Origin of the sequence: Microbacterium sp. RURRCA19A, from assembly GCF_900156455.1 — a bacterium.
Classification (GTDB): Bacteria; Actinomycetota; Actinomycetes; order Actinomycetales; family Microbacteriaceae; genus Microbacterium.
In genome coordinates, this window is the sequence record NZ_FTNQ01000002.1 from 634383 (window position 1) to 658839 (window position 24457).

Annotated in this window: 24 protein-coding genes and 1 tRNA gene; 17 read left to right on the plus strand and 8 right to left on the minus strand. The window is 70.0% G+C overall.

Translation table 11 applies throughout. From position 1 onward, the window contains the following. The first annotated feature begins 14 nt into the window (after window positions 1-14). From BW982_RS10920 to BW982_RS10935, 4 genes are all read left to right on the plus strand, one after another. Window positions 15-1586, plus strand: coding sequence for a GMC oxidoreductase (locus tag BW982_RS10920; RefSeq protein WP_076493131.1), 1572 nt, complete (start codon window positions 15-17; stop codon window positions 1584-1586). A 79-nt stretch (window positions 1587-1665) separates the two neighbouring features. Further along, window positions 1666-2064, plus strand: a complete 399-nt coding sequence (locus BW982_RS10925) for an ester cyclase (RefSeq protein ID WP_254845578.1) — start codon at window positions 1666-1668, stop codon at window positions 2062-2064. 83 nt (window positions 2065-2147) lie between these two features. After that, a complete protein-coding gene (locus BW982_RS17500) occupies window positions 2148-2429 on the plus strand; it encodes a hypothetical protein (RefSeq protein WP_175611088.1) in 282 nt (93 codons plus the stop codon). Next, the gene (locus BW982_RS10935; RefSeq protein ID WP_083696643.1) at window positions 2426-2869 is read left to right on the plus strand and encodes a BLUF domain-containing protein; all 444 of its coding nucleotides are present in this window, start codon (window positions 2426-2428) and stop codon (window positions 2867-2869) included. The genes BW982_RS17500 and BW982_RS10935 overlap by 4 nt, the downstream gene beginning before the upstream one ends. 16 nt (window positions 2870-2885) lie before the next feature. On the opposite strand, the gene BW982_RS10940 is transcribed toward BW982_RS10935, so the two are convergent. The 3 genes from BW982_RS10940 to BW982_RS10950 form a co-directional block, all read right to left on the minus strand. Beyond that, a complete protein-coding gene (locus BW982_RS10940) occupies window positions 2886-4070 on the minus strand; it encodes a type II toxin-antitoxin system HipA family toxin (protein WP_083696644.1) in 1185 nt (394 codons plus the stop codon). Continuing rightward, on the minus strand, window positions 4063-4371 hold the full coding sequence (locus BW982_RS10945) for a helix-turn-helix domain-containing protein (RefSeq protein ID WP_076493136.1): 309 nt from the start codon (window positions 4369-4371) through the stop codon (window positions 4063-4065). The genes BW982_RS10940 and BW982_RS10945 overlap by 8 nt, the downstream gene beginning before the upstream one ends. 116 nt (window positions 4372-4487) lie before the next feature. Continuing rightward, complete coding sequence (locus BW982_RS10950) at window positions 4488-5651, minus strand: Lrp/AsnC family transcriptional regulator (protein ID WP_139327415.1); 1164 nt, start codon at window positions 5649-5651, stop codon at window positions 4488-4490. Between BW982_RS10950 and BW982_RS10955 the strand changes: the two genes are divergently transcribed. Genes BW982_RS10955 through BW982_RS10975 form a run of 5 tightly spaced genes read left to right on the plus strand, consistent with a single transcriptional unit; the run spans window position 5637 to window position 11985 of the window. Continuing rightward, on the plus strand, window positions 5637-7193 hold the full coding sequence (locus tag BW982_RS10955; RefSeq protein ID WP_076493140.1) for an ABC transporter substrate-binding protein: 1557 nt from the start codon (window positions 5637-5639) through the stop codon (window positions 7191-7193). The genes BW982_RS10950 and BW982_RS10955 overlap by 15 nt on opposite strands. Window positions 7194-7210: 17 nt before the next feature. Further along, on the plus strand, window positions 7211-8239 hold the full coding sequence (locus BW982_RS10960) for an ABC transporter permease (protein ID WP_076493142.1): 1029 nt from the start codon (window positions 7211-7213) through the stop codon (window positions 8237-8239). Next, window positions 8226-9923 (plus strand): dipeptide/oligopeptide/nickel ABC transporter permease/ATP-binding protein, encoded by a 1698-nt coding sequence (locus BW982_RS10965; protein WP_083696646.1) that lies wholly within the window; start codon window positions 8226-8228, stop codon window positions 9921-9923. Before BW982_RS10960 ends, BW982_RS10965 begins: the two co-directional genes overlap by 14 nt. Next, window positions 9920-10717, plus strand: a complete 798-nt coding sequence (locus BW982_RS10970) for an ABC transporter ATP-binding protein (RefSeq protein WP_076493143.1) — start codon at window positions 9920-9922, stop codon at window positions 10715-10717. The genes BW982_RS10965 and BW982_RS10970 overlap by 4 nt, the downstream gene beginning before the upstream one ends. After that, on the plus strand, window positions 10717-11985 hold the full coding sequence (locus tag BW982_RS10975) for a metal-dependent hydrolase family protein (protein ID WP_175611089.1): 1269 nt from the start codon (window positions 10717-10719) through the stop codon (window positions 11983-11985). Before BW982_RS10970 ends, BW982_RS10975 begins: the two co-directional genes overlap by 1 nt. Window positions 11986-12017: 32 nt before the next feature. Here the strand turns inward: BW982_RS10975 and BW982_RS10980 are convergent, their stop codons facing one another. Both BW982_RS10980 and BW982_RS10985 read right to left on the minus strand, forming a co-directional pair. Next, window positions 12018-12698 carry an SGNH/GDSL hydrolase family protein gene (locus BW982_RS10980; protein WP_076493146.1) on the minus strand — a complete coding sequence of 227 codons (681 nt, stop codon included), beginning with the start codon at window positions 12696-12698 and terminating at the stop codon, window positions 12018-12020. Window position 12699: 1 nt separating this feature from the next. Further along, window positions 12700-12773: transfer RNA gene (locus BW982_RS10985), tRNA-Gly, on the minus strand. A 200-nt stretch (window positions 12774-12973) separates the two neighbouring features. Between BW982_RS10985 and dcd the strand changes: the two genes are divergently transcribed. Next, window positions 12974-13579 carry a dCTP deaminase gene (gene dcd / locus BW982_RS10990; RefSeq protein ID WP_076493148.1) on the plus strand — a complete coding sequence of 202 codons (606 nt, stop codon included), beginning with the start codon at window positions 12974-12976 and terminating at the stop codon, window positions 13577-13579. A gap of 270 nt (window positions 13580-13849) precedes the next feature. Here dcd and BW982_RS18250 read toward each other — a convergent pair whose 3' ends face one another. Continuing rightward, window positions 13850-14605, minus strand: coding sequence for a MarR family winged helix-turn-helix transcriptional regulator (locus tag BW982_RS18250; protein ID WP_076493149.1), 756 nt, complete (start codon window positions 14603-14605; stop codon window positions 13850-13852). A 111-nt stretch (window positions 14606-14716) separates the two neighbouring features. Between BW982_RS18250 and BW982_RS11000 the strand changes: the two genes are divergently transcribed. Then, the gene (locus BW982_RS11000) at window positions 14717-15232 is read left to right on the plus strand and encodes a MarR family winged helix-turn-helix transcriptional regulator (protein WP_076493151.1); all 516 of its coding nucleotides are present in this window, start codon (window positions 14717-14719) and stop codon (window positions 15230-15232) included. A gap of 177 nt (window positions 15233-15409) precedes the next feature. Here BW982_RS11000 and BW982_RS11005 read toward each other — a convergent pair whose 3' ends face one another. Beyond that, entirely contained in the window at window positions 15410-16792 is a 1383-nt protein-coding gene (locus BW982_RS11005; RefSeq protein WP_076493697.1) for an MFS transporter, read from the minus strand. Between the two features lie 137 nt (window positions 16793-16929). Here BW982_RS11005 and BW982_RS11010 point away from each other — a divergent pair, with 137 nt between their 5' ends. From BW982_RS11010 to BW982_RS11035, 6 genes are all read left to right on the plus strand, one after another. Then, window positions 16930-18696, plus strand: coding sequence for a DEAD/DEAH box helicase (locus tag BW982_RS11010; RefSeq protein WP_076493153.1), 1767 nt, complete (start codon window positions 16930-16932; stop codon window positions 18694-18696). Window positions 18697-18994: 298 nt separating this feature from the next. Beyond that, a complete protein-coding gene (dnaK, locus tag BW982_RS11015) occupies window positions 18995-20863 on the plus strand; it encodes a molecular chaperone DnaK (protein ID WP_076493154.1) in 1869 nt (622 codons plus the stop codon). Window positions 20864-20875: 12 nt separating this feature from the next. Further along, entirely contained in the window at window positions 20876-21478 is a 603-nt protein-coding gene (locus BW982_RS11020) for a nucleotide exchange factor GrpE (protein WP_076493156.1), read from the plus strand. Window positions 21479-21486: 8 nt separating this feature from the next. Further along, window positions 21487-22476 (plus strand): DnaJ C-terminal domain-containing protein, encoded by a 990-nt coding sequence (locus BW982_RS11025; RefSeq protein WP_076493157.1) that lies wholly within the window; start codon window positions 21487-21489, stop codon window positions 22474-22476. 67 nt (window positions 22477-22543) lie between these two features. Further along, window positions 22544-23002 carry a heat shock protein transcriptional repressor HspR gene (locus BW982_RS11030; protein WP_076493159.1) on the plus strand — a complete coding sequence of 153 codons (459 nt, stop codon included), beginning with the start codon at window positions 22544-22546 and terminating at the stop codon, window positions 23000-23002. Window positions 23003-23069: 67 nt separating this feature from the next. After that, window positions 23070-23783 (plus strand): potassium channel family protein, encoded by a 714-nt coding sequence (locus BW982_RS11035; protein WP_083696647.1) that lies wholly within the window; start codon window positions 23070-23072, stop codon window positions 23781-23783. A gap of 26 nt (window positions 23784-23809) precedes the next feature. Here the strand turns inward: BW982_RS11035 and BW982_RS11040 are convergent, their stop codons facing one another. Beyond that, window positions 23810-24403 (minus strand): hypothetical protein, encoded by a 594-nt coding sequence (locus tag BW982_RS11040; RefSeq protein ID WP_076493162.1) that lies wholly within the window; start codon window positions 24401-24403, stop codon window positions 23810-23812. Window positions 24404-24457: the final 54 nt, after the last annotated feature.

A 24457-nucleotide genomic window follows, 5' to 3' on the forward strand; every position in this document is an offset into this window, starting at 1 on the left:
TCGAAGGAGAGACCATGTCCGACACCCCCACGATCGCCGTCGTCGGCAGCGGGCCCATCGGTGCCGCGTACGCGCGGGTGCTGCTGGAGTCGCTTCCGCATGCGCGCGTCCTCATGTTCGAGGCCGGCCCCCAGGTGACCGAGCGCCCCGGAGAGAGCGTGCGCAACATCGCCGACCCCGATGAGAAGGCCCGCGCCCGCGAGAGGTCGCAAGGGCCGCAGGCGGGGGAGTACCGCGACTCGCTCGGGCTCCCTTCCGGGACCATCGTCGAGGGGATGTTCACGGCGCGTCAGGGCACGCACCTGCTCGACTTCGGTGGCGAGGGCTCCGCGCACGCCGCGGCGTTCCCCGCCGCCGCGGCCGCCACGAACGTCGGGGGTCAGGGCGCGCACTGGACCTGCGCGATCCCACGCCCGGCGTTCAGCGAGAAGCTCGACTTCATCGCCGATGACGAATGGGAGGAGCTCGTCTCGACCGCGGAGGACCTGCTGCACAAGCAGAGCGCGGCGTTCTCCGACTCGCCCGTCGGCGCGGCCATCCGTACGCTGCTCGACCACGAGTTCGGTGCCGAGCTCCCCGAGGGGTACGGCGTGAGCACGCTGCCCGTCGCCGGCGACCCGCAACCCGACGGCACGATGCGCTGGGCCGGCACCGACACGGTGCTGGGTCCGATCATCGAGGAGGGCACCGACACCGCGGCCCGCTTCGAACTGCGTGACCTCACTCTCGTCCGGCGCATCGAGCACGACGGCGCACGCGTGCGGGGCGTGGTCGTCGAAGACCTTCGCACGCGCGAAGAGTCGTTCGTCGCGGCCGATGCCGTCGTCGTCGCCGCGGACGCGTTCCGCTCGCCGCAGCTGCTCTGGGCCTCGGGCATCCGCCCGGCGCCCCTCGGCCGGTACCTCACCGAGCATCACGTCGTCATCGCCACCGTCGTGCTCGACGGCGAGCGCATGAGCGAGCTCGTCTCCGACGACGAGCTGCAGGCCGAGCTGGACCGGCGCGCGATGAACCCCGCCGATCCCGTCGCGGCGGTCAATCGCATCCCGTTCTCCGAGCCCGAGCACCCGTACTCGGCGCAGATCATGTACGCCGAGACCCCTCCGTTCCCGCTGGACCCCGACCACCCCGCCGCGGGCAACCGGTGGGGGTACATCAACATGGGCTTCGGCGTGCGGAAGTTCCCGCGCGTCGAGGACGGTGTGACGTTCAACGACGACGAGCTCGACTACCGCGGCCTCCCAAACTTCACGATCGAGTACGCCCTCACCGAGCGGGAGGATGCCGAGATCGCGCAGGCGACCGAGCGGCTGCGGCGCGCCGGCGCGGCGCTGGGCTCGTTCATCGCCGAGCCCCGGCTCCTCCCGAACGGCTCGAGCCTGCACTTCATGGGGACGATGCGCGCCGGCACCGACCCGGCCACCTCGGTCGCCGACCCGTACTCCCACGTGTGGGGGTTCGAGAACCTCGTGGTCGGCGGTAACGGCGTGATCCCCACCGCGAACACGATGAACCCGACGCTGACGAGCGTCGCGATCGCCGTCCGCGGTGCCCGCCGCCTCGCCGAGGAGCTCGCCGCATCCTGACGGGGGGCGTGAGTCGCCAGAATTTGTCGCTTCTCGGCCGGCCGAGGCGACACATCCCGGCGACTCACGCGCGGGGATAATGGGGCGGGTGGAGGCCTGGGAGACGCGCGAGTGGTTCCAGGAGTTCCTCGAGACGCTGAACCGCCATGACCCCGAGGCGGTGCGGGAGTTCCTCGCCCCCGACGTGCGCCGCGCGCATCTCCCCGCCGGTTCCGATGCCTGGCTCGATGACTACGCCGACCTCGTGCGCGGCTTCCCCGACTGGCAGTGGCGGCGCATCCAGATCGTGGTCGAAGAGGATCGTCTCGCCGTCCACCTGCGGGGGAGCGGCACGCACACCGGGATCTTCCGGCACCTGCCGCCGACGCGTCGCCGTGTCAGCATCGCCGCGTTCGCGATGTACCGGGTCACACGGGGCCGCATCGTCGAGGCATCCGGAACCGACGACGTCGAAGCGATCCGCGCCGCGGTGCTCTGACTCTCTCGCTGTCAAGCGGCTGGACCGCCTCTCGGGCATGTGTACTTTCGTAGGGGGCCCTGGCGGGGCGGAAGGGCACACGCATGACTGTTGACGATCGACCCGGTGCCGGTGTCGTGTGGGCGCGGGTGGAGGAGGGTTTCCACGTCGCCAGTGCGCGCGGGGTCTTCCTGGGCTATGTCGACCGCGAAGCCGATGGCAGCTATCTGGCCTACAACGGACGCTCGCGTCTCGTCGGACGCCTCCCCGGATTGGTCGCCGCGATGGCGGCCGTCGCCCACGCGCACGCGGATGCCACGAACACCGCGCCCGAGATCGAATTGCGCCAGGTCCCCGACGTCTTCCCCGGGGCGGTGATGCAGTGAAGACGGACGACCTGTTCTCGCTGACGTACTCGAGCACGGCGTCCGTGCCGTTCGGAGACGACGAGCTCGCCCGGCTGCTGGAGTCCAGCCGTGTCGCCAACGTCGGCACCGATCTGTCTGGCCTGCTCCTCTTCCGCGGCGGCCGATTCCTTCAGGTGCTCGAGGGTCCCGAGTCGGCGGTCCGCGATGCCCTCGACCGCATCGGCAACGATCCCCGGCACCGCGACGTGCGGGTTCTGGTGTCCGAGCCGATCGAGGAGCGCCGGTTCCCCGACTGGACGATGGGCTACGAACCGCTCGGAACGTCGACGTCGGCACCGCCGGAGGGTTTCCGCGACAGCTTCGACGACCTCGACTCCGGGGATGCCACGGTGACCGCGCGGGCGCTCGCCGAGCTGACGCTGTGGTTCCGCGTGCGATCGGGGCGGCGCGCGGCGTAGCCGTTCGTCCGTGACCTCACCCGAGCCGGGCTGCAGCCGCTTCGAGGCGAGTCTGCATGAGTCGGATGCTTCGCGCATCGGCGCCGTGGTCCTCGGCGAAGCGCGGCAGGGCACCCAGAAGAGGGAGGAGCGCGGCGAGGTGGGTTCGAGCCTCGGCGGCGCTCAGCCCGAACATCGAGAGGGCTTCCCTCGTGAGGAAGGAGCTGACATCCAGGGTCGTGGAGCCGAACAGCGCGAGTTCATGATCGTCGCCGTGGTCGCCGGGTTGGGGGTTCACGTCGAATGCGGGTGAGAGCGCCCAACCGCCTCCTCGCCGGAGGAAGCCGTGGTTGCGCAGGTGATCGTCGAGGTTGCCGACCAGGACGCCGAAGACCGCACGCCGCCACAACTGCGGGACGTCCGCGCCGTGGGCGCGCGCGAAATCGGTGAGGTCGAGCCAGTCACCCCCGTCGCCGTCCCGAGACTCGAGCGCCGTCATCGCCGAGATGTACGGGATCCGGACCCCGCCAGCCCCCCGATCGAACCGACGCAGGAACAGGATCGTCCGGACGGTGCCCTCCACCGTGATCTGTTTCGTTCTCCGAGCGGGAACGTCGATCCCCCAGTGGTCCATCGCATCGAGCATGGATGCCTCCCACGCCATGACGTTCCAGTCGTCGCCGCGAGGTGTGGGGAACTTCGCGAGCCACAATTCGTCGCCGAGTCGGACATTGGCCTTCGGCCGTGCCCCGCCCAGGGAGCCGGTCGCCCGGAACAAGCGCCGCAGCGCGACCTCGTCGATGTCGGGATCGTCGAGTTCGATCTGGTCGGCGACCTGGATGATCTCGGACAGGTCCGCCTCAGCGGGCACTCCATCGCCGTCGGCGATAGCTGTGCCGTCCCGCCAGAAGCGCGTCGCGCCCTGGCGTCCCTCGTCGTTCACTCCGAGCATGAGTGTGAGGTCGTCGAGGCGCCGGCCCGTGGCTCGATTCTGCACCTTTCGTCCCCAGGTGTCGGGTGCGGAGTCGCTGAACGGGTTCGGCGGCCCGAGGCTCTGCGGGCCGGGGAACAGCCCGAGAGCGGGAACGAGGGCGAAGGCGTCGCGGCGGCGCAGGTAGTCGATGTCGTAGACGAACGTCCCCGACGTGCGTGTCCGGTACAGGGTCCCGGCGACGACCTCCTCCCGTCCGAGCGTCGTCGTCACCGAGTAGCTGTCAGGCATCGCCGCGGACTCGCACCCGTTGCGGCAGCTTCTCGTCGGCCATCAGCCGCCCGCGCGGGGTCTGGAAGGGATCGGTCGCGGTGACGACGGCATCCAACAGGCCGAGGACGCGCAGCACGCGCAGAGCGATCTCCAGCGTCGTGCCCTCGCCGTTCTCGAGCTTGCTGATCGTCTGGGGATTGACCCCTGCCCGCTCGGCGACCATCTTTGCCGTGAGATTCATCAGCTTCCGTTGATCGGCCACGTTCTGTCCGATCGTCCGCAGGCCGCGTGTGACGGGGACCGGTGTAGGAGCAGCCATGCACTGATATTACTTCGGCATTGACAGATCAAAAAGTCTTTAAGAGTGATATTCGCAGATCGTAAACTAGGTCTGCGTGCCATGTCGCGACGTCGTCCGCTCCGCCGCTGACGGCTTCAGTCCCCGCCGCTCTCACGGAAGGCCACGTGTCGCGCCTGCATCCCGTTCGCGTCGAGGACATGCCCCGCTCGCTTGTAAACCCGAGGGACGACCCACACGTCCGTGAACGACAGCTGGGGGTAGACCTTGGCCACGCGCTGTTCGAGGTCGTCGAGGTCGGCCAAATCCCGCAGCCAGAGGGAGATCGCGAGGTTCGCCGGCCCGGTGACCGAAGCGATCAGGCGCGATTCCGGCAGGAGCCGGAAGGACGTGGCGATCTGCTCGAGATTCTCCTGGGGAGCGCGCAGCCAGAGCATCACGGCACATTCGTACCCGAGCGCGCGGTGCGCGACGTCGATGCGCCAATGCGCCCAGTCCGCGCCGAGCAGCGTCGTGACCCGTCGGGACACCGCCGCCAGTGAGCCGCCGGTACGTTCCCGGATCTGAGCGAGTGGACGGCGGACGTCGTCGGCCAGCGCTTCGAGCGCACTCCACTCCTCCGGGGTCGGTTCCGCAGCGAGGTCGGTCGCGGGCTGCGGTCGACGGGCGGCGATCGCCGCGGTTTGAGCATCGGTGAGCACGCCGAGGCGCCACTGCCCGCCTTCTTGAAAGACCCGCCGCACATAGTGCGCTCGTGTGGTCGTGACGCCAGGCACGGTGGCGATGCGCGTGCGTACGCACTGATCGATCTCCGCAAGGGAGGCCGCCCCCACGGTGACGTAGACCTGGCGGTCGCCCGAGGTGCCATGCACGCTGAACACCTCGGGGATCACCGCGAGGGCGTCGACGGTCTCGTCGAGCCCGGCGGGGTGGCAGAGCACCTCGACGAACGCGAGCGGCTGCCGCTTCCGGCGCTCGAGCGGCATGTAGAAGCAACTCGACCACACCGCTCCGCTATCGGTGAGGCGGCTCCAGCGGCGTGAGAGCGTGCTCGCATCCGACGACAGAACGCCCGACAACTCGGCCCACGAGGCACGCGGATGCAACTGGAGCGCGTTAACAATGCGGAAATCCAACGCGTCGAGCTCAGGGATATCCATGCGTTGGCAGCCTTCCGATCGAGCGATTCGTGCGGTCTTGGCCAGTGGAGTCGCCGATTCGCGCGAACACCGCATCATTGGAGAAAGTATCCCGAAAAGCAGTTCTTGTATCCAATTGGAGGAACCGTGGCGCGATCGCATCGTCTTCTCGCATCCACTCTGGCCGTGGTGGGCGTGCTCGCGACCGCCGGCTGCGCGGCGAGCGGGGAGGTGAACGGCGGCAGCGATGTGGAAACCATCCGCACCACGCTGCTCACCGATCCGAGCACCTTCGACCCGGCGCTCTCCCGCGCCACCGACGACTACACGACGGCGCGGCTGCTCTATGACACCCTGCTGCGCCGCGACGACGGCAACGAGCTCGTGGGCGGCCTCGCGAGTTCGTGGCAGGCCGTCGACGCGAGCAACTACGTCTTCACTCTGCGCGATGACGCGACCTGCTCCGACGGATCCCCCCTCACTCCCGACGCCGTCGCTGCGTCCCTCGCGCGTTTCATGGACCCGGAGACGGGTTCGTCGGCGCGCAGCCTGGCCATCGGCGCCGGGACCGCGACGGTCACCGCGGATGACGCGGCCCGTACGGTGACGGTGTCGCTGTCCGAGCCGTGGTCGGACCTCCCCGTGGGTGTCAGCCTGCCGCAGTCCGGCATCGTGTGCGCTCCCGGCCTGGCCGATCTCGACGGACTCGCCGCCGGGACGGTCGTCGGGGCGACCACCGGCCCGTACACCCTCGCCTCAGCGCAGCCCGCGGTGTCCTACACCTTCGCTCTGCGCGATGGCTACGACCAGTGGCCCGCATTCGCAACGCCTCTCGAGGGCCGCCCGGCCCGCACGGTCGTGCTCACCCCCATCGCAGACGACGCCACTGTGGCCACGCAGCTCATGGCGGGAGCGATCGACCTCGCCCCGGTCTTCGGAGACGCCGTGGATCGCATGGAGAGCGCGAGCGGCTTCCGTTCGGTCACTTACACCAACTCGACGAGCTACCTCGTCTTCAACGAGCGACCCGGCACGGTCTTCGCCGACAACCGCGATCTGCGCCTCGCCGTCGCCCGTGCCATCGACCCCAGCGCGGTCAACGACGTCGTGACGAACGGACGCGGCGAGGTGCTGCACACGCTCGCCTCGAACGCCCTGGCCTGTGTCGTCGACGACCCCGCCGACGCCATCGCGTACGACGCGGATGCCACGGACACCCTGTCGGGCGTCACCATCCGCCTCATCGGGACCACTGGATTCGGTGCCGCAAACGACTACATCGCCGAGGTTCTGCGCGCGCAGGGGGCAACCGTCGAGGTGAACGCGCTGGACAACGCCACCTGGTCTTCCACCACCGGTGCCGGCGGGTCGGATTGGGACATGACGCTGCAGGGCGACGTGAACATCATGGGCACGCTGCCGTCGTCACTGCTGCGGGCGATGGGTCCGGTGACGGAAGACGGCGGCCGTTCGAAGACGGGCGCGGCGAATGACGCGGGCTACGCCGCTCTGCTGCGGGCGATGAGCGTCACCGACGCCACCGAGAAGTGCGCCGCGCTGGGCGACGCTCAGGAGAGCATCCTCCAGCGCGTCGACGCCGTGCCGCTGGTGAGCACGCCCGGGATCGTCTTCATGGCCGACGGATTCAGCATCCGCGCCTTCGGCGACTACCTCGACGTGTCGACGATGCGCATCACCCGGTGACGGCGAGGAAGGACACCATGACACAGCTCGCGCACGCTCGGCCGGCCACAGCGCCGCCGCCACGTCGGACGGCGACCTCCCCCTGGATCGGGTTCGCCGTGCGCCGCGGGGCGGGCCTGGCGGCGACTATCGCGGTGCTGGTCGTGGTGTCCTTCCTCATCGTTCAGCTCATCCCGGGCGACCCCGCCGTTGCACTGGCCGGTCCCGATGCGACGACCGTGCAGATCGAGGCGCTGCGCTCGCGGCTGCGACTCGACCTCCCCGTGTGGGAGCAATTCGCCGTGTACGTCGGCGGACTCGTACAGGGCGATCTCGGACAGTCCTTCATGTACGGGCGCCCGGTCGCGGAGCTGATCGCTGCACGCCTGCCGTTCACCGCAGCGATCGCGCTGTCGAGCATCGTCCTCGTGCTGCTCGTCTCGATTCCCCTCGGTCTGACGATCGGTGTGCTCACCCGTGGCGGGCGACGTTCGTGGCTGGACACCGGCTTCGGCGCGGTCACGGGTCTCCTCGACTCGCTCCCCGGCTACATCTTCGCGACGATCCTCGTCGTGCTCCTCGGCACCGGTGTGGGCTTTCTGTGGCTTCTCCCGCCGGCCTACCTCGCTTCGGCCCCGGTCGCCTCGCTCGTTCTCCCCGTGATCGCGCTCTCGGTCGGGCCGATCTGCATGGTGTCGCGTCTCGTGCGCCGGGAGACGGCGGTGGTGCTGGCCGAGGACTACATACGCACGGCACGCGGGTGGCGCCTCGGTACCGCCGCCTTGTACATCCGCAACGCGCTCCCGAACCTCCTCACCTCGACCCTGACCCTGAGCGGCCTGATCCTGGGCGGCATGTTGGGGGGCGCCCTCGTCATCGAGAGCGTCTTCGCGCTTCCCGGCCTCGGCACCGGCATCATCCAGGCCATCCTGAACCGCGACTTCCCCGTCATCCAAGGGATGGTGCTCGTCATCGGCCTCGTCGCCGCTCTGGTCAACCTGCTCGTCGACATCCTGCTCGGCATCGTCGACCCGCGCACCCTCGGAGGACGTCATGCAGATCTCTGACCCTGTCGCATCCACGGCGCGCAGCGCCCCCGGGCGACGTGCCGGCGGCGCCGGACTCATCGCCGGGCTCGTGCTCGCCGCAATTCTGCTGATCACCGCCGTGGTCGCTCCCCTCGTGCTCCAGAGCCAGGCCGACGCCCTGGGCGCGCGGTCGCAACCGCCGAGCCCCGAGCACTGGCTGGGAACCGATGCGTTGGGGCACGACATGTTCGCCCGAAGCCTGGTGGCGACCCGTCTCACGCTGCTGATGACCGCGGGGGCGACCCTCATCGCCGTCATCGGGGGCGTGTTGCTCGGCGGAGTCGTGCAACTCCTGCCCGGGCGGCCGCGGGAGCTCGCCCTGCGCGCGATCGACAGCCTCGTCGCCTTCCCGGGCCTCCTGCTCGCTCTCGTCGTCGCTGCGATCCTCGGTGCGAGTGCGCCCTCGGCCGTCGTCGCGATCGGGGTGTCCGGCATCCCGTACTTCGCCAGGCTCGCCGCCAATCTCGCTGGATCCGTCCTGCATCGCGACTACGTCGAGACTGCACGGCTGCTCGGCGTGCCGCCGCTCGCCGTCCTGCGTCGGCACGTCCTGCCGAACATCGCGGAGCCGGTCCTGGTGCTGACGGCCTCCACCTTCGCCGCTTCTCTGACGGCTATCTCCGCGTTGTCCTTCGTCGGGCTCGGCGTTCAATCGCCCGCCTACGACTACGGCAAGCTTCTGAACGAGGCGCTTCCGTCGCTCCTGGCGGGTCGCGCGTATCAGGTGGTCGGTCCCGCCGCGCTCATCGTGCTCGCCGGTGTCGCGGCCATGCTCGTCGGCGACGGTCTCGCCGCTCGCGCCGATCCGCGTCGATCCGCGCCGGGTCGTGCCGCTCCCATGCGGCCGACCGAGTTGCACGCGCCCGGCGACGCGCTGCTGCACGCCGAGAACGTCGTGGTCTCGCGTGCCGACGGCGTCGCTCTGGTCAAGGGCGTCTCGTTCAGCATCGGGCGAGGCGAGATGCTCGGCATCGTCGGGGAGTCGGGGTCGGGCAAGTCGCTCACCGCCCTGACCGTGGCTCGCCTCCTTCCCGAGGGTCTGGAAGCGAGTGCTCGTCGGCTCACCCTGGGCGAGAAAGATCTGCTGCGGCGACAGCTGCCCGCGGTGATGGCCCGGGCGATCGCGCTCGTGTACCAGGATCCGGGAACGACGTTCAACCCGGCTCTGCGGATGGGCGCTCAGCTGGGTCAGGTTCTTCGCGCCCACTTCGGCCGGAGTCGCTCCGAGGCCGACTCCGCCGTCAAGGAAGCGCTCGAGGCGGTGCGGGTCTCCGACGCGCCGCGCCGCATGCGCCAACGTCCTCATGAGTGGTCCGGGGGGATGCGGCAGCGGGCGATGCTCTCGTCCGCCCTCACCGTCACGCCCGAACTGATCATCGCCGACGAGCCGACGACGGCCCTCGATGTGACCGTCCAGCGCGAGATCCTCCGGGAGCTCCGCCGTGTGAGCATCGAGAACGGATGCGCACTGTTGTTCATCTCGCACGACATCGCCGTGGTGCGCGCCCTCTGCCATCGCGTGCTCGTGATGAAGGACGGCGAGATCGTCGAGGAGCTGCCAGCCGCACATCTCGACCTCGAGCACGCCCGCCACCCCTACACGCGTAGCCTGCTCGAGGCCAACCCCGCGTTCGACGTCGCCCGCCCGGAGGTGTCCGCATGACGGATCTCGGCTCCATCGTCAGCGCGCGGGATCTTCGCGTCTCGTTCGGAAAGACCGAAGTGCTGCGCGGCGTCGATCTCGACGTTGCGTCCGGCTCCGCCGTCGGTCTCGTCGGCGAGTCCGGCTCGGGCAAATCGACGCTCGCCAAAGTGCTCGTCGGCTCCGTCGCCCCCACGTCGGGTGTCGTGGAGGTGGCGGACATCGATGTCGGCGATGCCGATCGCGCGGCGCGCAGAAAGCTGCACCGGAGCGTCCAGCTCATTCCGCAGGACCCCTACTCGTCGCTGAATCCCCGCCGAACGGTCGGCCAGGCGCTCGCTGAGGCCGTCGACCCCGTTCGTCCTTCGGTGCGAGGCTCCCGCGCGCGGATCGACGAACTGCTGGATCGCGTACGCATCCCGCGCGACGCCGTCGGGCGTTACCCCCACGAGTTCTCGGGGGGTCAGCGCCAGCGCATCGCCATCGCGCGCGGTCTCGCCGTTGAGCCCCGCGTCCTCATCGCGGACGAGGTCACTTCGGCGCTGGACGTCTCGGTGCAGGCCGAGGTGCTGCGGCTGCTCGCGGAACTCCGACGCGACCTGGGGCTGACGATGCTGTTCATCTCGCACAACCTCGCGGTGGTCAACGTCGTGTGCGACGAGGTCGCGGTCATGAGCGCCGGCGACATCGTCGAGTACGGATCCGTCCGTGACGTGTTCGCGGCACCGCAGCATCCCTACACCCGCGAGCTGCTGGCATCCGTGCCCGGCTCCCCCGGCTTCACGCTCGAGACCGCCCTCGAAAGGATCCACTGATGACGATCTCCCCCGTCTCCCTTCGCCTGACCGGCGCCCGGCTGATCGACGGCACCGGCGCGGCTCCCGTGCCGGATGCCGAATTGCATGTCGACGCGGAGGGGCGCATCCTCTTCGCGGGCCCCGCCGCCCGCGCGCCCGTCGTCGCGGCGGCGGTCACACGCGATCTCGGGGGACGCACGCTTCTCCCCGGCTTCATCGACGCGCACGTGCACCTCGGCTTCGACTCCGGCGACGGTCCCTTCCACGACCTCACCACTGACCCGGTGCAGGTGGTGTTCGAGACCGGGCGTCGACTCGAGCAGACCCTCCACGCGGGGGTGACGACGGCGCGCGACCTCGCCGGGTTGACTCTGGGGCACAAGGCCGCGGTCGAGCAGGGGCTCGTGATGGGGCCACGCCTGCACACGGCCGTGCGCATCATGAGTCACACGGGAGGGCACTCGGACTTCCACCTCCCCGGCGGTCATGTGAAGTACCACATTTCCGCGGCCGATGAGATCGCCGACACCGTCGACGAGGTGCGCACGGCCACGCGCCGCCTGCTGCGCGACGGTGCGGACGTGATCAAGGTCTGCACGACGGGTGGGATGTCCAGTCCCCACGACCAGCCGACCGACGAGGGGATCACGGCGGAAGAGATCCGAGCTATCCGCGACGAGGTCGACCGCCACGGCGGTCGACCCATCGCCGCCCACGCGCAGGGAACCGCCGGTATCATCGCGGCGTTGCGCGGCGGCGTCGACAGCGTCGAGCACGCCTACGGCATCGACGACGAGGGGATCGACCTGGCGGGGGAGAACGGCACGTTCCTCGTGCCGACGCTCTCCACGGTCTTCACGCCGCTCGTCAAGGAGCACATGCGGCCGTTCCACTACGAGAAGAAGGTGCGCTGGGTCGAGATCACACGGGTGAACATCGCTCGCGCCATCGAGCGGGGGGCGCGTTTCGCCATGGGCACCGACTCGGGGATCTGCCCGCACGGGCGCAACCTCGCCGAGCTCTCGCACCTCGTCGAGCTCGGCATGTCGCCGATGGACGCGCTGCGCGCGGGCACGGCGCACGCGGCCGAGCTCCTTCGCGTCGACGACCGACTGGGCACGCTCGAAGCCGGCAAGATCGCCGACTTCGTCGTTGCCGACGTCGACCCGCTGGCGGACATATCCGCTCTGGGATCTCCCGAGAATGTGGTCGTCGTGGCCAAGGCGGGCCGGATCGCCAAGGATCTCCTCGTTTCGGAGCGCGTGCCGGTCGTGGCAGGGGCCTGACGCCAGGCGCGCGCGGCGTAGCCGCGGCGGTGTCAGAGGCCGAGCGCTCGGAGCTCGGCATCCATTCGCTCGGCGATCCGGGCGTAGCCGACGTCGTCGGGGTGGAGTCCGTCGCCGGCCATCCAACTGTCGGCGTCGTCGGCGTAGTGGCCATCGAGCCAGTGGCTCGCGCCGGCGATGTGGTCGGCGCCGATCCGGTCGGCCGCGTCGCGCACCCAGCCGATGATGACGTCGACGGATGCCGGCCGGTCGGCGGTCCACCAGAACGGTTCGACCACGACGATCCGCGCGCGCGGGAGCCCCTGGCGCAGCCGGTCGAGGTCGCTGTCTATCGCCGCGTGGATCTCGGCGGCGGCGCTGTCGTAGCTGAAGTTGTCGTTCAGACCCATCGTGACGAAGACGATGTCGGGCTCGTCGCGGATGATCTGCGCGGGGATGTCGTCGAGCCCCGGCCCCATGCTCGCCCGGCGGTTCACGAAGCCGAGGCCGTTCTCGCTGCGGTTGATCTCGGTCCACCCGCGCTCGGCGCAGATGATCGTCGACCACCGCTTCTCGGACGAACTCGCGCCCGTGCCGCGCGTGTACGAGTCGCCGTAGAACGCGACGGTGGTCGCGCCGGGCGCTTTCGTGGGCTCCGGCTGCGTAGATGGCCCGCACGCCGTGAGGCCGAGCGCGAGGAGAGCGCCGATCAGGATGCCGAGCGCGCGATACATGTGGAGGGGCTGACGGGAATCGAACCCGCGCTGTCTGCTTGGGAAGCAGAAGTTCTGCCATTGAACTACAGCCCCGAGCGCCGTGAGGCACTCCCGCCAGCATAACAGCGTCTCCCGTGGCATCCGGGCCGCGGTTCGGCGTCATGAATGCCCAGATCACGTGATGTGGCCGAGATCACCCGCCGTGGCGCGGCATTGCGGGTGGGTTCGCCCAGATCACGTGATCTGGCGAACCCCGCGCCACCGGCGCAGGCCCCACGCCCTAGGCTGGGCGCGTGCTGCTCTCCGATCGCGACATCCGCGCCGAACTCGCCGACGGCCGCCTGGGGCTCGACCCCTTCGATCCGGCGATGGTGCAGCCGTCGAGCGTCGACGTGCGCCTCGACCGGTACTTCCGGCTGTTCGACAACCACAAGTACCCGTTCATCGATCCCGCCGAGGACCAGCCCGAGCTCACCCGCCTCATCGAGGTCGAGCCCGATGAGCCGTTCATCCTGCACCCGGGTGAATTCGCGCTCGGATCGACGTTCGAGCGCGTCACGCTGCCCGACGACGTCGCTGCGCGCCTCGAGGGCAAGTCGTCGCTCGGACGCCTCGGGCTGCTCACGCACTCGACCGCCGGCTTCATCGACCCGGGATTCTCGGGTCACGTCACCCTCGAGCTCTCGAACGTCGCGACGCTGCCGATCAAGCTCTGGCCCGGCATGAAGATCGGCCAGGTCTGCTACTTCCGTCTGACGTCTCCGGCCGAGAACCCGTATGGATCGGGGCCCTACGGCAACCGTTACCAGGGCCAGCGCGGCCCGACGGCGTCGCGTTCGGCGCTGAACTTCCATCGCACGAACGTCGGCTCGACCGACGCCGGCTCGCCCGGACGCTGACCCCACGCGAACAGCCCCGTCGCGTAGACGGGGCTGTTCGGTGCGGGCGCTCCGGGTGCGGCCGGCGTGCGGCGGGTGCGCTCCGGGTGCGGCCGGCGCCGCATCCGGGCGCGGCGCGTGTGCGGCGGGTGCTCCGGGTGTGGCGCGTGTGCGGCGTAGCGCTCCGGGTGTGGCCCGCGTGCGGCGGCGCCGCATCCGCTGATAAACGCGATTCCCGGCGAGAAACGCGGCGTCGTGCCGTGTCTCGTCGCGGATCGCGTTTATCGGGGATCACTCGGATGCCGCGGACTCACGGGTTGCGGAACCTTCGCGGCCCCGGCTGTACCCGGCATCGAAGCCGCGCTCGTACGCGCGCTGCTCGGCCCGGCGGTCGTGGCCGCGGCCGTCGTGCCCGTGTCGCCCGTGGTGCTGTCCGCCGTGCGGCGCGTGGCCGGCGTGGCGGGGGTCGCATCCGCGGCCGTGGGGGGTGCCGTCGTGCTCGACGGTGCGCTCACCGCGCATGCCGGGGCAGAAGCCGCGCATGCCGGGGCCGAACCCGGGGCCGAAACCCCGCGCGCCGGGGCCGAACCCGGGGCCGAACGGACCGAAGCCGCGCATGCCGGGTCCGCGGCCGGGGCCGAACGGCGCCGCGTCGGACTCGTCGATGCCGAGCGCCGCCGACACCGCGTCGAGCGCGGCGACGAGGCGTTCGAGCTCTTCGGCGGGGACGTCGGCGAGGAGCGCCGTGCGGTCGGCATCCACCCGGTCGAGGATCTCGCGACCCTCCGTGGTCAGCGCCCAGCCGTCGTCGGTGCGCTCGATCCATCCGCGTTCGGCGAGCGCAGTGACGCGCTTGCCGCCGCGGGCGAGGCGCTCGGCGATCCACGGGGCGTCGATGCGGCCGTCGATCGCGCGGAGCACGAGGACGGTCTTGGGGTGCAGGTCGCTGTCGCGCAGCTGCGCGAACAGGCGGTGGTGCAGCGCGTGCCCGACCGTGGTGAGGCGATGGGCGAGGCTGCGGGGGTCCAGAGGTGTGGAGGTGTTCATGGGGTGTTCCTTTCGTGTGGCGGAGGGCCCGCCGGTTACATGTCATGTGACAACGGATGTACTGTGACATGTATTCCGAATACTTGTCAAGAGACATGTAAAATCGGCGCCATGACCGCCGACCCCGCCGACGAGATCGCCGCCGCCCTCGCCAAGCTCCGCGGTCGGCGCCCGCGCCCGCCCTTCGGTCCGGGCGGGGGTCACGGCGGTCCGCACGGCTACGAACATCACGGTCGGCATCCGTTCCATGGCGGTCCGCCGTGGGCCGACCCCGGTCAAGGACGGTTCGCCGGCGTCGCGCGCCTGCGGATGCTCGACGCGCTCATCGCGGCACCCGGGTCACTGACCGTGAGCGAGATCGCCGACGCGGTCGGCGTCGACCAGCCCCGCGCGTCTCGCCTCGTGCAACAGGGCGTGCAGATGCGGCTGGTGGAGCGCGAGCCCGACCCCGACGACGCCCGGCGCACGCGCGTGCGGATCACCGCCGAGGGCGAACGGCTCGTCTCCAGCTTCCGGGGTCGGCGGAGGGATGCCGTGCGCTCCGCCCTGGAGTCCTTCACCGAGGCCGAGCGCGCCGACTTCGCCCGCCTCCTGGCGAAGTTCGCCGACGCCTGGCCGCAGGACTGAGTCCGCGGCATCCGGGCCGGCGTGCCGGAATCCGGGGTGGCCTGTCGGCATCCGGGCCGGAGTGCCGGGAGAGGCGTGTGCCGCGCTCCGGAGCAACCGACCCCGGCGGACGCTGGATCGCACGGTGAGAGCGGAAGCCGGTCGGAGTCTCCGGAGCCCGGCACGGCCCGAACCGCGTCAGCGGATCTCGGCGCCGCGGTTCTGCACGGGGATCATCAGCGCCAGGCCCACCGCGAGGATCAGCACGATCCCGACGATCCCGAGCCGGGTGTCGCCGGTCAGCGAGACGAACAGGGCGAAAAGTCCGGGAGCGAGGAACGAGACCGCGCGACCGGTCGTGGCGTAGAGCCCGAAGATTTCACCCTCGCGGCCCTCGGGAGTCGCCCGCGACAGGTAGGTGCGGCTGGCCGACTGCACGGGACCGACGAAGAGTCCGAGCCCGAGCCCGGCGACCCAAAACGCGGGCTGCGACGTGCCGATGAACAGGATCACGGTGCCCAGCACGATGAGGCCCGCGAGCGAGAAGACGATGACGCGCTTCGGGCCGAAGCGGTCGTCGAGGCGTCCGGCGAACATCGTGCTGATGCCGGCGACCACGTTCGCGGCGACCGCGAAGTACAGCACCTCGGTCGACGAGAACCCGAACACCTGCGCCGCGATGATCGCGCCGAAGGTGAAGACGCCGGTGAGGCCGTCGCGGAAGATGGCGCTGGCGACGAGGAACAGCAGCACCGGCCGGCTGTCGCGCCACAGCGAACGCAGCGTCCCCCACAGCAGCACGTACGACGCGAAGAAGCCCACGCGGACCCTCCGGCTCTGCGCCGGGATCTCGGGTACCCGCACGAGCACCGGGATGGCGAACACCGCGAACCAGACCGCGGATGCCAGGACCGCCAACCGCACGTTCAGACCGCCGTCCTTCGGGACGGCGAGGAGGCCGGCGGCATCCGGGTTGCCGAATCCCTGGATGAAGAGCACCAGGAGGAGCAGCAGCAGCACGATGCCGCCGACGTAGCCCATGCCCCAGCCGAACCCCGACACCCGTCCCACGTTCTCGCGGGTGGAGACCTGCGACAGCATCGCGTAGTAGTTCACGCTCGCGAACTCGAAGAAGACGTTTCCGACCGCCAGCAGCGTCGCGCCCAGCACGAGGTACTGGGGCGCGCCTTCGACGAACACCATCGCGGCCATGGCGAGCACGATGACGCCCGTGTTGATCGCGAGCCACAGCTTGCGGCGCCCGGAGCCGTCGCTGCGCTGGCCGAGCACGGGTGCCAGCAGTGCGACCGCGATCCCCGCGATCATCAGCGCGGTGCCGACGAGGCTCGCGTTCTCGGCCAGCGCCTTCACCAGCGCGGGGTTGCGGTCGTCGTCGCCGGCGGCCGCGACGATCGCGGGGTCCACGAACAGCGAACTCGACAGGTAGGTACTGAACACGAAGGTCGTGACGACCGCGTTGAACGCTGCCGAACCCCAGTCCCACAGCGCCCAGGCGAGGACGGGGCGCTTGCCGTCGACGGAGGGGAGGGATGCCGCGGACGCGGTGCCGGGAGAGGACATGTCGCTCACGCTAGAACCCTTCGGTGAACGCGCGGAGACCTCCGGCGCGGACGCACCACCGTCGGTGCGCCCGCTCAGGCTAGACCTCGCACGGCCTGGACAAGGGGATTCCCGGGGTGGCGGACTACCGTGGAGTCATGGCATCCGAAAACCCCGTCCCCTCCGCAGAGGCGGACACCGCCCCCGAGCAGCTCACCTTCGCCGACCTGGGACTGGATGCCGCTGTGCTCAAGGCCCTCAAGGACGTCGGCTACGAGACCCCGTCGGCCATCCAGGCCGCCACGATCCCCGTCCTCCTGCAGGGCCGCGACGTGGTCGGCCTCGCCCAGACCGGCACGGGGAAGACCGCCGCGTTCGCCCTCCCGGTGCTGTCGCAGATGGAGACCGGCCACAAGAATCCGCAGGCCCTCGTGCTGGCCCCGACCCGCGAACTCGCCCTGCAGGTGTGCGAGGCGTTCGAGAAGTACGCCGCCCACATCAAGGGCGTCTCGGTGCTCCCCGTCTACGGCGGGCAGGGCTACGGCCAGCAGCTGTCGGCGCTGCGCCGCGGCGTCGACATCGTCGTGGGCACGCCCGGTCGCATCATGGACCACCTCGACAAGGGGACGCTCGACCTCAGCGAGCTGAAGTACCTCGTGCTCGACGAGGCCGACGAGATGCTGAAGATGGGCTTCGCGGAGGACGTCGAGACGATCCTCGCCGACACCCCCTCCACCAAGCAGGTGGCGCTGTTCTCGGCGACGATGCCGGCGCAGATCCGCCGGATCTCGGCGCAGTACCTCAACGACCCCGAAGAGATCACGGTCAAGACCAAGACCGCGACCTCGACGAACATCACCCAGCGCTACCTGATCGTGTCGTACCAGCAGAAGATCGATGCGCTCACCCGCATCCTCGAGGTCGAGAACTTCGAGGGCATGATCGTCTTCACCCGCACGAAGAACGAGACCGAGACCGTCGCCGAGAAGTTGCGCGCCCGCGGCTACACCGCCGCCGCGATCAACGGAGACGTCGCCCAGGTGCAGCGCGAGCGCACGGTCAACCAACTGAAGTCCGGCAAGCTCGACATCCTCGTCGCCACCGACGTCGCGGCCCGCGGTCTGGACGTCGACCGCATCAGCCACGTCGTCAACTACGACCTGCCGATCGACACCGAGTCGTACGTGCATCGCATCGGCCGCACCGGCCGTGCCGGGCGCACCGGGGATGCCATCAGCTTCGTGACCCCGCGCGAGCGCCGCATGCTCACCGCGATCGAGAAGGCGACCCGCCAGCCGCTCACCGAGATGTCACTGCCCAGCGTCGACGACGTCAACGCGACGCGCCTGACCCGCTTCGACGACGCGATCACCGCCGCGCTCGAGGACACCGCCGCGATCGCGACGTTCCGCGACGTCGTCGCCCACTACGTCGCCCACCACGACGTGCCCGAGGCCGACGTCGCCGCGGCGCTCGCCGTGGTCGCGCAGGGTGACACTCCGCTGTTGATGGCGGAGGAGCCGATCTCGCAGCCCCGGTTCGACCGCGATCGCTCGGACCGCGACCGCGACCGCGCGCCGCGCGAGGGTGGGCGCGACGGCGGCGACCGCGGCGACCGACGCAGCAGCGACGGCCGCTTCGCGACGTACCGCATCGCGGTCGGACGTCGGCAGCGGGTCGAGCCGCGGCAGATCGTCGGCGCCCTCGCGAACGAGGGGGGCCTGCGTCGCAACGACTTCGGCGCGATCCAGATCCGCCAGGACTTCTCGCTCGTCGAGCTCCCCGCAGACCTGTCGCGCGACACCCTCAACCGCCTCACCGACACGCGCATCTCGGGCCAGCTCATCGACCTGCGCCTGGATCAGGGCGGTCGCTCCGCCAAGCGCAGCGACCGGCCACAGCGCCGCGATCGCGATCGCGACTGACTCCGCGGCATCCGTTCGACGCCCCCGTGACCTTCCGGTCGCGGGGGCGTCGACGTCGCGGCATCCGGAACGGGGTGGATGCCGGTGACGTGGGGCGTCCTTCGTGGCCCCGGGGCGTCGCATGTGGCCCCGGGGCCATAAACGTGCAGCAACAGAAGTTGAGCCAATCCATATCAAGTCTGCTTGACGCCCGGAACGGCCTGCGCTAGCCTTGAGTCATCGCGGCTCAACCCGCGCAGCAGACTTCACGAAACCCCGAGTCGTGGCATCCGCCCGGCTCATGATCAAGGAGACACATATGCCACGTGCAGTGGGAATCGACCTCGGGACGACCAACTCCGTCGTGAGCGTGCTCGAGGGTGGCGAGCCGAAGGTCATCGCCAACGCCGAAGGCTTCCGCACGACCCCGTCGGTCGTCGCGTACACCAAGGACGGCGAGGTGCTCGTCGGCGAGACCGCCAAGCGCCAGGCCGTCACCAACGTCGACCGCACAGTCTCGTCGGTCAAGCGCCACATGGGCACGACCTGGACGTTCGACGTCGACGGCAAGAAGTGGACGCCGCAGGAGATCTCCGCGCGCATCCTCCAGAAGCTCAAGCGCGACGCCGAGGAGTACCTGGGCGACAGCGTGACGGATGCCGTCATCACGGTGCCCGCGTACTTCAACGACGCCGAGCGTCAGGCCACCAAGGAGGCCGGCGAGATCTCGGGCCTCAACGTCCTGCGCATCATCAACGAGCCCACCGCCGCGGCCCTCGCGTACGGCCTCGACAAGGGCAAGGAGGACGAGCTGATCCTCGTCTTCGACCTCGGTGGCGGAACGTTCGACGTCTCGCTGCTCGAGGTGGGCAAGGACGACGACTTCTCCACGATCCAGGTGCGCGCCACCGCCGGCGACAACCGCCTCGGTGGAGACGACTGGGACCAGCGCGTCGTCGACTACCTCATCAAGCAGTTCAAGGACACCACCGGTGTCGACGTCTCGGGCGACAAGATCGCGCTGCAGCGCCTCAAGGAGGCCGCGGAGCAGGCGAAGAAGGAGCTGTCGAGCTCGACCTCGGCATCCATCAACCTGCCCTACCTCTCGCTGACCGACTCGGGCCCCGTGTCGCTGTCCGAGACGCTGACCCGCGCCAAGTTCGAGGACCTGACGAAGGACCTCCTCGACCGCACCCGCAAGCCCTTCTCGGATGTCATCCGCGAGGCCGGCGTCAAGGTCGACGACATCGCGCACGTGGTGCTCGTCGGCGGCTCGACCCGCATGCCCGCGGTCGCCGAGCTGGTGAAGAAGGAGACCGGTCGCGACGCGAACAAGGGCGTCAACCCCGACGAGGTCGTGGCCGTGGGCGCAGCCCTCCAGGCCGGTGTCCTCAAGGGCGAGCGCAAGGACGTCCTGCTCATCGACGTCACCCCCCTGAGCCTCGGTATCGAGACCAAGGGCGGCATCATGACCAAGCTCATCGAGCGCAACACGGCCATCCCGACCAAGCGCAGCGAGACCTTCACCACCGCCGACGACAACCAGCCGTCGGTCGCGATCCAGGTCTTCCAGGGCGAGCGCGAGTTCACGCGTGACAACAAGCCGCTGGGAACGTTCGAGCTCACCGGTATCGCCCCGGCTCCCCGTGGCATCCCCCAGGTCGAGGTCACTTTCGACATCGACGCCAACGGCATCGTGCACGTGTCCGCGAAGGACAAGGGCACGGGCAAGGAGCAGTCGATGACCATCACGGGCGGTTCGTCCCTCCCGAAGGAAGACATCGAGCGCATGGTCCGCGAGGCCGAGGAGAACGCGGCGGAAGACAAGAAGCGCCGCGAGTCCGCCGAGACCCGCAACCAGGCCGAGACCCTGTCCTACTCGATCGAGAAGCTGATCAAGGAGAACGAGGACAAGCTGCCCGAAGAGGTCAAGACCGAGGTCCAGGCCGACGTCGACGCTCTGAAGACGGCGCTCGCGGGCGACGACGACGACGCGGTCAAGACCGCGTTCGACAAGCTCAACGCCAGCCAGGGCAAGCTCGGCGAGGCGATCTACGCGTCGTCGCAGGCCGCCGGCGAGCAGGCCGACCCGAACGTCGGCCAGCCCGGCAACGGTGAGACGCCCAACCCCGAGGAAGACGTCATCGACGCCGAAGTGGTCGACGACGAGACCGACGAGAAGAAGTAAGCGACAGAACTGATGGCACACAAGGACGACGAACAGCCCCAGGGCTCGGGCGCCGGTCCTGACGAGACGGGGCCGGAGGAGAACACCTCCGGCCCCGCGCCGTCGGACCAGACCCCGGATGCCGAGGGCCTCACGATCGAGGACATCCTCGGCGCCGAGCAGACCCCCGAGGCCGCCGCCGAGGGGGCGGGCTCCGACAAGGAGGCCTCGCTGCTGATCGACCTCAAGCGCCTGCAGGCGGAGTACGCCAACTACCGTCGGCGCACCGAGGAGCAGCGCGAGCGCGAGATCGAGCGGGCGAAGGGCGAGGCCGTGAAGGGCCTGCTCCCCGTGATGGACGACCTCGACCGCGCCGAGAAGCACGGCGACCTCGTCGAGGGCACCCCGTTCGCCGCGATCGGCGAGAAGGTGCGCGCCGTGGCGGAGCGGCTCGGCGTGGTCTCGTACGGCACGGCCGGCGAGCCCTTCGACCCGCAGCAGCACGAGGCGATCTTCCAGGCGCCCACCCCGGGCGTGACCCAGGCCACGGTGCTCGAGGTCGTCGAGGTCGGTTACCGCCTCGGCTCCGTCGAGCTGCGCCCGGCCAAGGTCGTCGTCGCCGTGCCGGCCGAGTAGGAGGACACATGGCGAGTCAGGACTGGTTCGACAAGGACTTCTACAAGGTCCTCGGTGTCGACAAGGGCGTGAGCGCTGCCGATCTGAAGAAGACGTACCGCAAGCTCGCACGCCAATACCACCCCGACTCGAACCCGGGTGACGCCAAGGCCGAGGCGAAGTTCAAGGAGATCAGCGAGGCCTACGCGGTGCTCAACGACCCCGAGCAGCGCGAGGAGTACGACCAGATCCGTGCGATGGGCTCGGGGGCGCGGTTCTCCGCGCCCGGTGCCGGCGGAGGCGGCGGTTTCGACGACGTCTTCAGCCGGTTCGGGCAGCAGCGCGGGGGCGCGTCGGCTCCCGGCGGTTTCGAGGACTTCTTCTCGATGTTCGACCAGCAGGGCGGCGGCTTCGGCTCGGGCCGGTTCGGTCAGACCACGGGCGGATACCGCGGCTTCGGCGGTCCGCAGCGCGGCGCCGACGTCACGGCCCGGACGACGCTGGACTTCGTCACCGCCGCCAAGGGCGAGACGATCACGCTGCAGGGCGAGGACGGTGTGCCGTTCAAGGTGAAGATCCCCGCGGGCGTCGCCGACGGCCAGAAGATCCGACTCCGCGGTCGCGGCCGGCCGTCTCCGGACGGCGGGGAGACCGGCGACATCGTCGTGACGGTCGCGGTGCGCCCCCACCCGGTGTTCACCCGCGACGGCCTCAACCTTCGTCTGACGGTTCCCGTGACCTTCACCGAGGCGGCCCTCGGCGCCACGATCGAGGTCCCGACCCTCGGCGGCGAGCCCGTCCGGCTGCGCGTCGCGCCGGGCACCCCGTCCGGCCGCGTGCTGCGGGTCAAGGGACGAGGCATCCATTCGTCCAAGGGCACCGGTGACCTGCTCGCCGAGGTCCAGGTGGCCGTCCCCGGTCACCTCGACGAGGCTGCCCGCGAGGCGCTGGAGCGCTTCCACGAGCTCGAACCGAAAGAAAACCCCCGCGCCGACCTGATGGCCAAGGCGCGGCAGTGACGCCGGACTCCTGGCATCCGCCACAATCGGATGCCAGGAGCAGGCGATCGACGAGAGAGGAGAGGTCGTGTCCGACAAGGAACTCGATGAGGATGCGCCGATCTTCGCGATCGCCGTGGCCGCGGAGCTGTCGAACATGCACCCGCAGACGCTGCGGCAGTACGACCGACTCGGTCTGGTCGTCCCCGCCCGCACGCAGGGCGGATCGCGGCGGTACTCCAGCCGCCACGTGCAGCAGCTGCGCGAGGTCGCGCGCCTGTCGAGCGAGGGCATGAGCCTTCCCGCGATCGCGCGGCTCCTCGCGCTCGAAGAGCGGGTGCACGAGCTTGCGCGCCGCGTCACCGACCTCGAGCGGCAATTGATGGCCGAGCGTCAGTCGCGCCCCGGTGCCCGCGTGTTCGCGGCCGGCGCGACCGGCTCGGTCGTGACGCTCCGCCACGGCGCGCGCGTACGCCGTGCGACCGACGTCGTGCTGTGGCGCCCGCACGGTCTCCTCGACCGCGACGACGACGGACGCGCCCGCTGAGTTCGCCCGGTGCCCTGCGGCGCGGCGACGCCTCGTCGGTGCGCACCGACGGTTCTAGAGTGCGAGCATGACGCTCTCCTCCGTTCCCCCTCCGGTGCGCCAGCGCGGCGAGAGTGCCGCGACGAGGAGATGGGAGAGCTGGACCTACTGGCCGCTCACGGGCCTCGCCCTGGTGTGGGTGATCGTCTACACCGCGCAGGTCATCGGCGACGTCCGGGGGCGCTGGGAGGGAGTCGCCTTCACGTTCATGTTCGCGGTGCAGGTCGTCTTCGCCGGCGACTACGTCGTGCGACTGCTGTGGGCACGTCCGCGGGGAGTGTGGTTCCGGGCGCATCTGCTCGATCTCGCCGTGGTGTTCGTCCCGATCCTGCGGCCGCTGAGGCTGCTGGGCGCGTTGACGCGCCTGACGAGCTTCACCCGCACGGCGGGCAGCTCGGTGCGCGCACAACTGATCATCTACGGTCTCGGCAGCGTGTCGCTGCTCATCTGGCAGGTCGCGCTGGTCGTGCTGCAGGCCGAGAGGCATACCCCGGGGGCGAACATCCTGACCTTCGGCGATGCGATCTGGTGGGCCGTGTGCACCGTGACGACGGTGGGATACGGCGACTACGCGCCGGTCACGGTCACGGGTCGCCTCGCGGCCGTCGTGCTCATGGCCGGGGGTGTGGTGCTCGTCGGGCTCATCGTCGCGACGATCTCGTCGTGGGCGAGCGAGCGGGTCGCGCAGGCTCACGAACGGAAGCGGGCTCAGGCGTCCGACGCCGACCATCCGGGCGGCTGAGGCCCCGGCCGCGGCATCCGCTCCCGTCAGGGCGGGCCGAGCCGGAGCACCGTGGCCGACTCGCCCACGCGCAGGTCGTCGACGACGCGGAGGGAGCGGGCCACGTCGTCGACCGCGCCGATCACGGTGCCGAACCGCTCGCGGTCGGCGCACACGGCGGTGACGGTGACGAAGTGCGCCCCGGTGTCCCACGTGTAGGTCGCGAAGGGAGGCGTGCGCGCGTCGGCCGGAAGAGGCATGGCCAGCTTCTCGCCGACCCCCAGGTGAGGATTGCGGAACGACTCGGTGTCGTCGTACTCCATCGGCATCATCGCGCGGGCGGCACGCAGCTGCGAGGTCGCCTCCTGCAACTGCGCCATCACGACGAGCAGGTCGGGGTCGCTCTTCCACACCCACACCAGCACGCGGCCCCCGGCGCGGCGCATGAGCAGAGGCGCGGCCTGGCTCGCCACCCAGGCGAAGAGTCCGCTGCCGGGGCGTTCGGTCGCGCCGACCGCGCGATTGGCCTGCGTCAGGAGCATCCGGATCGCCGCCTTGCGGTGGCGCCTGCCGCGCAGCCCGAGCGAACCGGTGACGGGCACCCAGAGAGCGGCGGAAGCGTCGGCCTGGAGTCGGGGCATGGCCCCAGCCTACGAGCCCGGATGCCGGGATGCCGGGGCCGTGGTACGCCGTCG